Source organism: Kitasatospora sp. NPDC054939, from assembly GCF_053610105.1.
This window is the reverse complement of the sequence record NZ_JBSGXP010000037.1, coordinates 46,913-57,363: the sequence shown is the minus strand read 5'-3', so window position 1 is coordinate 57,363 and position 10,451 is coordinate 46,913. Positions and strand designations below refer to the sequence as shown.

Sequence of the window (10,451 nt, the reverse complement as noted above, 5' to 3'; positions counted from 1 at the left end):
GGTGCCGTACAGCACCCCCCGGGCCGGGCTTTTCGGGTGCGGCCCCTGGTGGGCCGCCCCCGCCCGGCCCCCTGTTCGGGGCGCCAACGGCACGGCCACCTGAGGCGGCCGGGTCGGAAGGAAATACAGTAGGCGGATCACGACCGGAGGCGGCAGGCCCCGTCCGGGCCTCGCCGCAGAGATCACAAGGGGAACAGCGCAGACCATGACCGAAGCGATCATGCTGGTCGGTGGTAAGGGCACGCGACTGCGCCCGCTCACCACCCACACCCCCAAGCCCATGCTTCCGGTGGCAGGCGTCCCGTTCATCGCCCACCAGCTCGCCCGCGCCGCCGCCGCCGGGGTCACCCGGGTGGTGCTGGCCACCTCCTACCTGGCCGAGGTCTTCGAGGACCACTTCCAGGGCGGCGCCCCGTACGGCATCGAGCTGGTCTACCTGACCGAGCGGGAGCCGCTCGGCACCGGCGGTGCCATCCGCAACGCCGCCTCCGGGCTGACCTGCGGCCCCGACGAGCCGGTCCTGGTGTTCAACGGCGACATCCTCTCCGGCGTCGACATCGCCGCCCTGCGCGACGGCCACGTGGCCGCCGGGGCCGACGTCACCCTGCACCTCACCCGGGTCGAGGACCCGCGCGCCTTCGGGCTCGTCCCGACCGACGCCGACGGGCGGGTGCTGGAGTTCCTGGAGAAGCCGGAGACGCCCGAGCAGATCGTCACCGACCAGATCAACGCCGGCTGCTACGTCTTCACCCGCTCGGTCATCGACCGCATCCCGGCCGGCCGCGAGGTCTCCGTCGAGCGCGAGACCTTCCCCGAGCTGCTGGCCTCCGGCGCGCTGCTGCGCGGCGTCGTGGACACCTCGTACTGGCTGGACCTCGGCACCCCCGCCGCCTTCGTGCGCGGCTCGGCCGACCTCGTGCTCGGCAAGGTCGACTCCCCGGCCGTCCCCGGCCCGACCGGCGACGCCCTGCTGCTGCCCGGCTCCACCGTGCACCCGGGCGCGGTGCTCAGCGGCGGCACCGTGGTCGCCGACGGCGCGATCGTCGAGGCCGGTGCCATCGTCGAGGGCAGCGTCGTGCTGCCCGGCGCGGCCATCGGCCCGGACACCCTGGTCAAGGACTCCATCGTCGGCGCGTACGCCACCATCGGCGCCCGCACCGCCCTGGACGGCGCGGTGATCGGCGACGGCGCGATCGTCGAGTCCGACAACGAGCTGCCCAACGGCATCCGGGTCGCCTGCGGCACCCTGCTGCCGGTCGGCGCCGTCCGCACCTCGGCCGGCCCCGGCGGCTGCCCGGCGGGCACCTCGGCGGCCGACTCGGTGCACGGCCCGACGGTCTCCGCACAGCGCTAGCCGCGCCGGCTCGGTACGGCGGCGGGCCCCGGGCGGGCCCGCCGTCCAGTCACAGGCTTGCTGCAATCCGGCCCCGGTCCGGTGCCCGGCCGACGTTCTGTCAGCCGTACGGGTACCTTCGGAACGTGGCTGGCAATCGATACGACAACGGGCAGGGCGCCGATCCCCGGGGCGGGTGGTCGGGCCCTCCGCCGTACCCGGGCCCCGGCGGCCCCGGACAGGCGCCGGATGGCCCGGAGTACTTCACCGCCCCGCACCAGGGCGCATCCGGTGGCCCCCGCGGCTACGACCCGTACGCCGCGGGCCCGCAGGGCGGCGGCCCCTACCCCGGCGGCCCGTACCAGGGTGGCCCGTACCCGGGCGACCCGCAGGGCGGCGGCCCGTACCCCGGTGACGGGTACCCCGCGGGCCCCGGCCCGTACCCGGCCGACCCGTACGGCGCCGACCAGCCCGGTCACACCCGGGCCTTCCCGATCGGCGCCGACCCCTACCAGGGCGGCGGCGAGTACCCCGAGTACTACGGCGGCCAGGGCGGCTACGGCCCGGACGGCCACGGGCGCCAGGACGGGTACGGCCAGGACTACGGGCAGCCCGACAACGTCGGGGTCTACCGGGCCGGCGGCCAGGCGGCCCCGCGCACGGCCGGCCCCCGCCCGCAGTGGCGCGAGCTGCTGATCGGCATCGTGAAGACGCCGACCACCACCTTCGACCGCACCCGGGACCACCAGGTCTGGCTGCCCGCGCTGACCGTCTCGCTGCTGTACGGCGCGCTCGCCGTGCTCGGCATCGGCCTCACCCGCGACGACGTGGTCAACTCCACCTTCACCGTCGCGCTGACCGCCATGCTGGCCGCCGCGATCGGCTTCACCGTGGCCGGCGCCATGCTCGGCGGCGTCACCTACGCGCTCGCCCGGCAGTTCGGCGGGGACGGCCCCTGGCAGTCCACGGTCGGCCTCGCCGTGCTGATCGGCTGGACCACCGACGCGCCCCGGCTGCTGCTCGCGCTGTTCCTGCCGGCCGACAACATGGTCGTGCAGGTGCTGGGCTGGGCGACCTGGCTGCTCTGCGCCGCCCTGCTGACCGTGATGGTGCGCCGGGTGCACGACCTGCCCTGGGGCAAGGCGGCCGGCGCGGCCTCGCTGCAGCTGCTCGCGCTGCTGGTGCTGATCAAGCTGCCCGTCCTGGGCTGAGCCCGGGACGCTCCGGCAGCGGGGGAGAATGGACGACGGGCCCCGGCTTCGGGGCCCGTTCCGCTTCCACCGTCCACCCTCGCACCCCCGCCCGGAGCCAGCGCACATGACCCTCCCCACCACCCACGTCAGCTTCCCCGCCGGGGCCGTCACCGGCGAGTCGACGGTGCTCGCGGTGCAGCCGCTGGCCGACGGCCGGTACGCGGTCGTCACCGGGGCGACGCCGTTCCACCCGCTCGACCACACCTGGCCCGACCAGCCCGCCGACCTCGGCACGCTGACCGTCGACGGCACCGCCTTCGCCGTCGTCGACTGCCTCACCGGCGCGGTCGGCCCCGAGGGCGGGGAGCTCCTGGTCGGCGCCGACATCCCGGTCCGGCGCGGCGACGAGGAGTGGTCCTGGCTGGTCCTGCACGTCCTCGCCGAGGACCCGGGCGCCGTCGTCGGCAAGCCCGCCGCACTCGCCGTGGACACCGGCCGCCGCGCCGCGCTCTGCGCCTCGCACAGCGGCTGCCACCTGCTCGCCCTCGCCCTGAACGAGGCGCTCGCCCCGCGCTGGCGCAAGGACCCGGGCCGCAGCGACGCCTTCGGCCACCCGGACTTCGACAGCCTCGCGATGGCCACCTCGGTCATGGACACCGAGGCCAGCACCGACACCTACCGGCTCGGCAAGTCGCTGCGGAAGAAGGGCTTCACCGCCGAGGCCACCGAGGAGCTGCCGGCCCTCGCCGACGCCCTGCCCGCCCTCACCGAGGCCGTCAACGCCCGGCTGGCCGCCTGGGTCGCCGCCGACGCGCCGGTCCGCATCGAGGTCCCCGGCCCCGAGCTGACCGCCCGCCGCCAGTGGCACTGCGAGCTGCCCGAGGGCGCCGCGCAGATCTTCTGCGGCGGCACCCACCTGCACCACCTCGGGGAGCTCGCCGAGCTCCGCACCGAGCTGCGGCTCTCCGAGGACGGCAGCGAGCTGGTCGCGGTGACCCGCCCCAAGCGCGCCTGAGCCGCACCCCCGGACACGCCGACGGCGGCCGCCCCCGATTCCGTGGGGTCGGCCGCCCGCCGTGTCGCGTGCGCGCTCCGTGCGCCCCGCCGGCTACACCGGGGTGCGGTGGAAGTTCAGGTACGAGCGGGACGGCGTCGGGCCGCGCTGGCCCTGGTAGCGCGAGCCGTAGCGCTCGGAGCCGTACGGGTGCTCGGACGGCGAGGAGAGCCGGAACAGGCAGAGCTGCCCGATCTTCATCCCCGGGTACAGCTTGATCGGCAGGGTGGCGACGTTCGACAGCTCCAGCGTGACGTGCCCGCTGAAGCCGGGGTCGATGAAGCCGGCCGTCGAGTGCGTCAGCAGGCCGAGCCGGCCCAGGCTGGACTTGCCCTCCAGCCGGGAGGCGACGTCCTCGGGCAGCGTGATGACCTCGTACGTGGACGCCAGCACGAACTCGCCGGGGTGCAGGATGAAGGCGTCGTCGCCCTCCGGCTCGACCAGCCGGGTGAGGTCCGGCTGCTCCTCGGAGGGGTCGATGTGCGGATAGCGGTGGTTCTCGAACACGCGGAAGAAGCGGTCGAGGCGCACATCGATACTGGAGGGCTGGACCATCGCGGGGTCGAAGGGGTCGATCACGACCCGGCCCTTGTCGATCTCGGCCCGGATGTCCTTGTCAGAGAGCAGCACGGTTCGAGGTTACGTGCACGGGCGGCCCCGGACGAATCCGCCCGGGGCCGCCTCCGTCACATCCGTACCGCTCAGGCGAGGAACTCCGCCGCCTCCAGCCGCATGGCCTGCGCCAGTTGCGGCGCCGACAGCTCCCGTACGTCCGCCAGCACCGAACTGCGCAGCCGTCCACACTGCGGGCACCGGATGAGCCGGCCCGGACCGAGCCGTCCGGGGCCGAGGTTCTGCATCGGGAACGTGGTGGTGCTGAACAGGTGCCCCTCGGCACAACGAACGACGGCGCGCTGCTCCATCGGTCCCCTTCCCATCCTTAACCCCACCCCAAGGGCCGTTTCCCCCGGGACAGCGTCACATTAGGGGATCTTCCGGACATTCCCCATCCAGGCTCGCCGCCCGCCCGCACCACCCCGCGCGGCCCACACAGTACGCCCCCGGAGCCCCTCGCGGCCCCTCCGCCGCGCCCCGCCGCCCGTCGGTGCGACCCGCGCGACGGATGGGGTAGAGTGAAGCTGGTCGAGCGGTCTCTGACAGCTCGTCAGGCGGGCGTAGTTTAATGGTAGAACATGAGCTTCCCAAGCTTAGAGCGCGAGTTCGATTCTCGTCGCCCGCTCCAGCAGTAAAGGCCCAGGTCAGGGGCGTGATCCCCGACCCGGGCCTTTTGCGTTCCTGGGCTCCCTGCCCCCTGCGTGCCCCTATGCCTCCCCGGGCGACTCCGTGCCCCGGCCGAGTGCACGCCTGATCTCCGCGTCCATGCCGTCGGCGATCTTCTTGTCCCGCTCGCTGGTGGCGTGCTGGTAGATCATGGCGGCCCGGACGGAGGACTGCCCCATGCGCGCCATGAGTTCCTTCAGGCTGGCCCCGGTGGCCGCCGCCAGGGTGTTGCCGGTGTGCCGGAGATCGTAGAAGCGGAAGCCCGTAAGGCCGGCCTTGGTGCGAGCCTTCCGCCAGACCCGGCCGAAGGTCGTCCGGCGGAACGGGGCGCCCTTCTCGCCGACGAACAGCAGCCCGTCGTCGTTCTGTTCGGCGAAGAGCTCCAGGTGCAGCTGGACGTCCGGCAGGACGCCGGCCGGGATCGTGACGACGCGCTTGCCCGCGTCGGACTTCGTCTTGCCGACTGCTCGGCGGCCGGTGTTCAGCTCCGGCGCGGCGAGCCGGACCCGGACCGTCCCCGCGACCAGGTCGACATCCTTGCGCCGCAGTTCGGCCAGCTCTTCAGGGCGGAGCGTCGTGAAGGCGGCGAGCAGGACCATGGCCCGCCACCGGAGTCCCACCAACTCGGCCAGCTCGTAGACCTGCTCGATGCTGGCAGTCCCGCGCTCGTCGGCCGACTCCTTGCCCGCGCCCTTGATCCGGCACGGGTTGCGGCGGACCAGTTCGTCATCGGTCGCGGTCGCCATGATGGCCTTCAGCAGGCGGTAGGCCTTCGCGGTCGTCGTGTGCTTCCCGGTGGCCCGGAGTTCTGCCCGCCACGCCCGGACGAGCGGAGGCGTGATCTCGTCCAGGTCGAGGTCCCCGAAGGCCGGTTCGAGGTGCAGCCGCAAGAGCCGGCGGTACAGCTCCAGCGTCGTCGGCATCAGGCCGCGCTCGGTGATCCACGCATCGGCGTACTTGGCGAAGTTGACCGCCCCGGCGTCCGGGTCGCGCCAGTCCTTCCGGCGAATGGTGGTCTGCATCTCGGCCAGCCAGTCATCCGCGTCGGTTTTGGTCTCGAACGTCTCCGGCGCCGGCCGAAGGATTCCCGTCGGGTCGAGGTACCGGGCCTGGAAGCGGCCGGACGGAAGCTTGCGGATGCGGCCGAACTGCCGCCGCTTGCCTGCCATTCAGGCCACCGCCCGCAGACGGCGACGCCGGATGAGCGGCTGGACGGTGTTGGCTCCCACGTAGTCGGCGAGGGCGGTCTCCGGGATGCGGACGTGGCGGCCGACCTTGACGAAGGTGATGCGGCGCTCGGCGACCAGTCGGCGGGGGAAGCGCTCCCCGCTGGTCTCCCAGGTGCCCAGCACTTCGGCGGCTTCCTTGATGGTCAGCAGGCGGTCCATGCCTGTTCCCCCTCTTCGTGCGCGAGTTGGGCGCGCAGCTCCTGGCGGTCGGTGGTGTGGCGTTCGTGGATGTCGCAGGCGATGGCGGCGGCGAGCATGGACTCGCCGGGGGTGTTGCCGGACCCGGCATAGGTCCAGTGGGCGACGACGAGGGTTTCGGCGTCGGCCAGGTCGTCGAGGTCGGGGAGGCCGGCGGCGAGCAGGCGTTCGCGCAGCTCCTGGCGGGCCTGATCGGCGCGGTGGTCGGCGCGGACCTGGCGCAGGGCACCGAGGGTCGTCGAGTAGGTGGGCGACTTGGAGGAGAAGTGACCGCGGAAGCCGAGCATGTGGGACCAGTGGGCGAGCAGGCGGTCCGGGTAGTGCTCGTCGAGGTCCCAGCAGGCTTCGATCAGGCGGCGGGTGTGGTCCGGCAGGTCGTGACGGTCGAGTTCATGGCGCTCCAGGATGCGGCGGTCCACGGATTCGGTCGTTTCGGCGGACTTGGTGGCGTACTTGGCGACGTACGAGGCCACGGCCTGTTCGCTGATGTCGCCGGTGGCGAAGGCGCCGATGGGGCGGACGTCGACCTGGGTGCCCCACTGGAGGACGCGGGCGGGCTGGCCGTGGGCGGCGGGGAGGGGGATGCCGGCGCGGCGGGCGGCGGTGCGGATGGAGGCGTTGAGGAGGGCGAGGGTGGCCCAGGCGGGCGGGGGTGTGTCGGGTCCGTCGGGGCCGTCGATGCGGATGATGGCGTGGAAGTGGACGGCGCCGCGTCGCTGGTATTCGGCGACCTTGCCGTAGGAGATCTTCGCGCGTTCCTTGAAGTCGCGTTGGGTGAGGCCGGCGAGCTTGGCCATGGTGCGGAACAGGTAGATGGTGAAGCGGCGCCACAGGTCGGGGGCGTGGTTGTTCCAGAGGACGGCGCGCGCGTAGTCGTAGGTGTCGGGGTCGAGCGGGGTGCCGAGGAGCGGCGACCCGGCGGGGTGAGCGGTGCCGCAGCGGCAGGTGCCGGTGTCGGGGCGGTTGTGGACCGGGCCGAAGCTGGGGGCGGTGAGGGTGGCGAAGACGCGGGGGTGGGCGCGGACGGTGGCCGGCACTCCCTTGGTCTGGTCGCCGGCGAGTCCAGCGCGGATCAGGTGGTAGGTGTCGGCCGCGTAGGTGCGGGCGCAGGCGGGGCAGCGGGAGGCGCGGCGGTTGCCGCAGGCGACCTTGAGCCGGTGGCCGGGTTCGTGGTCGGTGGAGTAGCGGTGCCAGACGGCGCCGGTCGGGCCGTGGGTGAGGGTGCGGAAGCCCTGGAGGTGGATCGGGTTCGCGCAGCCGCCGGTGCGGCGGATCTGCTCGTTCAGCTGGGGCAGGTCGCCCCGGGCGGCGAGCCTGGCGAGATCCGCCAGGGCGAGCCGGTCCGGGGCGGCCTGGGTGGTGATGGGCAAGCGGGTCACCTCAGAGCTGGGCCGCGACGGGGGCGGTGCGGCGGGTGACGGTGCCGGTCCCGTGGCAGGTGCGGCAGGCGGCGTGGAGGGTGGCGCGGGTGCCGTCCGGGAGGCGGGTGCCGGTGGCGATGGCGGCGCGGGCGAAGCCGTCGCAGTCGGGGCAGATTCGGGCCGGGGCGTGGTGGTGCTGGGGCATGATGGTGCTCTCCTTCGTGGGCTTCGGTTCGGGAAGGGTTGCGGCTCCGGGGCGGCGGGATGCTTGGCGGCTTTTGCCGCCCCGGGGCCGGTCAGCGGCGGCGCTGGGTGCGGCCGTCGGGCTTGCGGGCGTACATGTCGCGGTCGGCGGCGGACAGCGCTTCGGTGAGCAGGAGCGCGGCCGGGTGCGAGGCGCCGACGGAGGCCCCGACCGGGAGCAGGGCGCCGGCGTACGGGACCGGTTCACGCAGTGCGGCGCGCAGGCCCTCCAGGCGGTGGGCGGAGTCGAGGACGACGGCGGCGAACTCGTCCCCGCCGAGGCGGGCGGCCAGGCCGTGGGAGTTGCACCAGTGGGTGAGCCGGTCGGCGGTGGCGGCGAGCACGGCGTCCCCGGCGGCGTGGCCGTGGGTGTCGTTGATCGCCTTGAAGTCGTCGAGGTCGACCAGGAGGACGGTCACGCGTTCGGGGCGGGAGCGGATCAGGCGTTCGGCGCGGGCGGTGAAGCCGTCGCGGGTGAGCAGGCCGGTCAGCGGGTCGCGGCGGGCGGCGGCGAGTCGGCGGTGCAGCCAGGTGCCGTGGGCGCTCCAGCCGACGAGCGGGACGCCGGCGAGGGCGAGGATCGGGGCGAGGTCCATGTGCGGGGTCCTTTCGGTGCGGGTTGCGGACCCCGGGGCGGTGGGATGCTTGGCGGCTTCGGCCGCCCCGGGGGCCGGTCAGAGGCCGAGGGACTGTGCGCGGGCGGCGGCCCGGTCGAGCAGGTGATGGACGTCCGCCTGCCGGGTGGTGGGGCGGTCGTTGTACTGGTCGGGCGAGGTGACAGGCCGTCCGGTGGAGTGCAGGACCTCCATGACCTGGGTGCGGGCCCAGGCGACGGTGTCCGGGGTGCCGTAGCCGTGGACGAGAACGGCGGCTTGGGCGCCCAAGAGGCAGACGCGTCCGGCCGGGTCCCACAGGGCGCCCTGGAGCCAGCCGAAGGCGCCGATGTAGCGGGAGGCGAGCCGCAGGTGGTCGGCGACGGTCACCGGGACGGGCCGGGCGGGGCGGTGGACCAGGCGGTCCAGCAGGGTCGGCCGCGGGACGGGAAAGCCGGCGTTCCAGGCCCGGACCGTGGAGCCGAGCGGGCACACGTACGGGACGGCCGGGCGGGCGGAGGCCGGGAGGCCGGCCAGGTAGCGCTCGATCTCGGCGACCAGGGCGGCGCCCTCCGGGGTGAGCGCGAGGGAACGGGGCAGCAGGAGGGCGGCGGTCACGGCCGGTCCTTCTGGGTGTCGTTGACGACCTGGACGCCGGTGCGGGTGGTGCCGTCGATGAGCGGGGCGACGAAGGTGTCGGCGAGGTAGAAGCCGAAGAGGCCGATCACGACGGCGACCCAGAGCCGGACGCCGAGGAAGCGGATCGCGGCCCAGGCGGCGACGCCGAGGACGACGACCAGGGGCAGGGTGAGAGTCATGGCGGTGCTCCTGTCAGCGGACGGTGCAGCGGTGGGTACGGGCGGCGATCTCGGCGGCGGCGCGCGAGTCGTACTCGGCGGAGAAGCCGCAGCGCGGGGCGGTGCAGACGGCGGAGTGCTTCTCGCGACCCCGGCCGTCATAGAAGGTGGCGACGTGGACCGGGCCGATGCGGATCACGTTGCGGGGGCGGATCGGGCGGGGCATCGGGGCCTCCTGGCGGGTCAGGTGAGCTGGGCGGCGATGGCGGCGGCGAACTGCGGCGGGACGCCGAGTCGGGCGCGCAGGGTGTCGGTGTCGATCGGTTCGCCGGTGCGGGCACGGTGGTCGTCGGCGACCTTGCGGGCGTGCTCGACCAGCGCGGCGGGCAGGGCGGGGGACGGCGGTGCGGGCGGGAGGCTGGGCAGCTCCTCGACGACCGGCAGCGGCTCCGGGGCGGGCACCGGTTCGGGTTCCGGTACGGCGGCCGGCTGCTCGTAGACGGGCGGTTCGTCGTCGAGGACGGGCGGGGTGGTGGCGGGCTCCCGGTTGCTGTGGGCGAGGAGGGTGCCGCCGAAGAACGCGAGGGCCGGCCAGCCGGCGACGAGGATGCGAAGCCAGGTCGGGACGTGGCCCAGGTCGAGCAGGCCAGCCGTGGCCACGGTGGCGCCGAGCGAGGCGGCCAGGGCGATGGCGAACCACGTCCAGGCGGCCCGGGCGGATTCGCCGGCGGCGCGGAGGATCCGCATGCGGCGCCAGGCGGCGACGAGCAGCAGGTCGACGGAGACCGGGTAGGCCCACGCCTTCCACCCGTGCTGCCCGGCCGCCGCGGCCAGGTCGTGCAGGTGGGCGAACGACAGGGCGCCGGCGATGGCGGCCTGAATCAGGACGGCGTCGGGCCGGAGCGCGCGCATCAGTCGCCCTGCGCGGGCGCGTCGGCGGCGAAGACCTCCACCGCGGCCAGGTAGGCGGAGGCCCCGGCGGCCAGGTTGCGGGCGAAGGCGAGCTGTTCGGCGGCGGTCGCCTGCTTCCATCCCGACACGCAGAGGGTGAAGCCGCCGCCGGTGATGGACAGGATCGGCGATTGCTCGGTGCCGTACTCGTGGCAGGTCACCCAGGTCTGGCCGTCGGCGAAGAAGTTGGCGGAGCCGGACATGTGCGGTCCTCTCGG

Annotated in this window: 14 protein-coding genes, 1 tRNA gene and 1 pseudogene; 4 read left to right on the top strand and 12 right to left on the bottom strand. The window is 74.1% G+C overall.

Annotated elements, in window-relative coordinates; all coding sequences use genetic code 11:
- Positions 1-205 precede the first annotated feature (205 nt).
- The 3 genes and pseudogenes from ACWGB8_RS13825 to ACWGB8_RS13815 all read left to right on the top strand — a co-directional run.
- A pseudogene (locus ACWGB8_RS13825) lies at positions 206-1,279 on the top strand (sugar phosphate nucleotidyltransferase); the annotation flags it as partial.
- 200 nt (positions 1,280-1,479) lie between these two features.
- Entirely contained in the window at positions 1,480-2,544 is a 1,065-nt protein-coding gene (locus ACWGB8_RS13820; protein ID WP_452213332.1) for a Yip1 family protein, read from the top strand.
- A 106-nt stretch (positions 2,545-2,650) separates the two neighbouring features.
- Positions 2,651-3,541 (top strand): metal-dependent hydrolase, encoded by an 891-nt coding sequence (locus ACWGB8_RS13815; protein ID WP_452213330.1) that lies wholly within the window; start codon positions 2,651-2,653, stop codon positions 3,539-3,541.
- A 93-nt stretch (positions 3,542-3,634) separates the two neighbouring features.
- On the opposite strand, the gene dcd is transcribed toward ACWGB8_RS13815, so the two are convergent.
- On the bottom strand, positions 3,635-4,210 hold the full coding sequence (dcd, locus tag ACWGB8_RS13810) for a dCTP deaminase (protein ID WP_452213328.1): 576 nt from the start codon (positions 4,208-4,210) through the stop codon (positions 3,635-3,637).
- A gap of 71 nt (positions 4,211-4,281) precedes the next feature.
- Positions 4,282-4,503, bottom strand: coding sequence for a hypothetical protein (locus ACWGB8_RS13805; protein ID WP_452213326.1), 222 nt, complete (start codon positions 4,501-4,503; stop codon positions 4,282-4,284).
- Between the two features lie 246 nt (positions 4,504-4,749).
- Here ACWGB8_RS13805 and ACWGB8_RS13800 point away from each other — a divergent pair.
- A tRNA-Gly gene (locus ACWGB8_RS13800) sits at positions 4,750-4,823 on the top strand.
- Positions 4,824-4,902: 79 nt separating this feature from the next.
- Here the strand turns inward: ACWGB8_RS13800 and ACWGB8_RS13795 are convergent.
- The 10 genes from ACWGB8_RS13795 to ACWGB8_RS13750 form a co-directional block, all read right to left on the bottom strand.
- Complete coding sequence (locus ACWGB8_RS13795; RefSeq protein WP_452213324.1) at positions 4,903-6,030, bottom strand: tyrosine-type recombinase/integrase; 1,128 nt, start codon at positions 6,028-6,030, stop codon at positions 4,903-4,905.
- Positions 6,031-6,249: an excisionase family DNA-binding protein gene (locus tag ACWGB8_RS13790; RefSeq protein WP_452213322.1), complete on the bottom strand. Its 219-nt coding sequence runs from the start codon at positions 6,247-6,249 to the stop codon at positions 6,031-6,033.
- On the bottom strand, positions 6,234-7,667 hold the full coding sequence (gene repSA / locus ACWGB8_RS13785) for a replication initiator protein RepSA (RefSeq protein ID WP_452213321.1): 1,434 nt from the start codon (positions 7,665-7,667) through the stop codon (positions 6,234-6,236). Before repSA ends, ACWGB8_RS13790 begins: the two co-directional genes overlap by 16 nt.
- A gap of 1 nt (position 7,668) precedes the next feature.
- On the bottom strand, positions 7,669-7,854 hold the full coding sequence (locus ACWGB8_RS13780; RefSeq protein ID WP_452213319.1) for a hypothetical protein: 186 nt from the start codon (positions 7,852-7,854) through the stop codon (positions 7,669-7,671).
- A gap of 91 nt (positions 7,855-7,945) precedes the next feature.
- Positions 7,946-8,488 (bottom strand): GGDEF domain-containing protein, encoded by a 543-nt coding sequence (locus ACWGB8_RS13775; RefSeq protein ID WP_452213318.1) that lies wholly within the window; start codon positions 8,486-8,488, stop codon positions 7,946-7,948.
- Positions 8,489-8,566: 78 nt separating this feature from the next.
- Entirely contained in the window at positions 8,567-9,103 is a 537-nt protein-coding gene (locus ACWGB8_RS13770) for a DUF6197 family protein (protein ID WP_452213316.1), read from the bottom strand.
- Positions 9,100-9,303 carry a hypothetical protein gene (locus ACWGB8_RS13765; protein WP_452213314.1) on the bottom strand — a complete coding sequence of 68 codons (204 nt, stop codon included), beginning with the start codon at positions 9,301-9,303 and terminating at the stop codon, positions 9,100-9,102. The genes ACWGB8_RS13770 and ACWGB8_RS13765 overlap by 4 nt, the downstream gene beginning before the upstream one ends.
- A gap of 13 nt (positions 9,304-9,316) precedes the next feature.
- Entirely contained in the window at positions 9,317-9,508 is a 192-nt protein-coding gene (locus ACWGB8_RS13760; protein ID WP_452213312.1) for a mobile element transfer protein, read from the bottom strand.
- A 17-nt stretch (positions 9,509-9,525) separates the two neighbouring features.
- Positions 9,526-10,194 carry a DUF2637 domain-containing protein gene (locus ACWGB8_RS13755; RefSeq protein ID WP_452213310.1) on the bottom strand — a complete coding sequence of 223 codons (669 nt, stop codon included), beginning with the start codon at positions 10,192-10,194 and terminating at the stop codon, positions 9,526-9,528.
- Entirely contained in the window at positions 10,194-10,436 is a 243-nt protein-coding gene (locus ACWGB8_RS13750) for a hypothetical protein (protein ID WP_452213308.1), read from the bottom strand. Before ACWGB8_RS13750 ends, ACWGB8_RS13755 begins: the two co-directional genes overlap by 1 nt.
- Between the last annotated feature and the right edge of the window lie 15 nt (positions 10,437-10,451).

What these genes read in the sequence shown, in the direction of transcription:
- ACWGB8_RS13760 (WP_452213312.1), bottom strand. Translation starts at nt 9,508, where the DNA reads ATGCCCCGCCCGATCCGCCCCCGCAACGTGATCCGCATCGGCCCGGTC.
- ACWGB8_RS13805 (WP_452213326.1), bottom strand. Translation starts at nt 4,503, where the DNA reads ATGGAGCAGCGCGCCGTCGTTCGTTGTGCCGAGGGGCACCTGTTCAGC.
- ACWGB8_RS13765 (WP_452213314.1), bottom strand. Translation starts at nt 9,303, where the DNA reads ATGACTCTCACCCTGCCCCTGGTCGTCGTCCTCGGCGTCGCCGCCTGG.
- ACWGB8_RS13750 (WP_452213308.1), bottom strand. Translation starts at nt 10,436, where the DNA reads ATGTCCGGCTCCGCCAACTTCTTCGCCGACGGCCAGACCTGGGTGACC.
- ACWGB8_RS13790 (WP_452213322.1), bottom strand. Translation starts at nt 6,249, where the DNA reads ATGGACCGCCTGCTGACCATCAAGGAAGCCGCCGAAGTGCTGGGCACC.
- ACWGB8_RS13815 (WP_452213330.1), top strand. Translation starts at nt 2,651, where the DNA reads ATGACCCTCCCCACCACCCACGTCAGCTTCCCCGCCGGGGCCGTCACC.
- ACWGB8_RS13780 (WP_452213319.1), bottom strand. Translation starts at nt 7,854, where the DNA reads ATGCCCCAGCACCACCACGCCCCGGCCCGAATCTGCCCCGACTGCGAC.
- ACWGB8_RS13795 (WP_452213324.1), bottom strand. Translation starts at nt 6,030, where the DNA reads ATGGCAGGCAAGCGGCGGCAGTTCGGCCGCATCCGCAAGCTTCCGTCC.
- ACWGB8_RS13775 (WP_452213318.1), bottom strand. Translation starts at nt 8,488, where the DNA reads ATGGACCTCGCCCCGATCCTCGCCCTCGCCGGCGTCCCGCTCGTCGGC.
- ACWGB8_RS13755 (WP_452213310.1), bottom strand. Translation starts at nt 10,194, where the DNA reads ATGCGCGCGCTCCGGCCCGACGCCGTCCTGATTCAGGCCGCCATCGCC.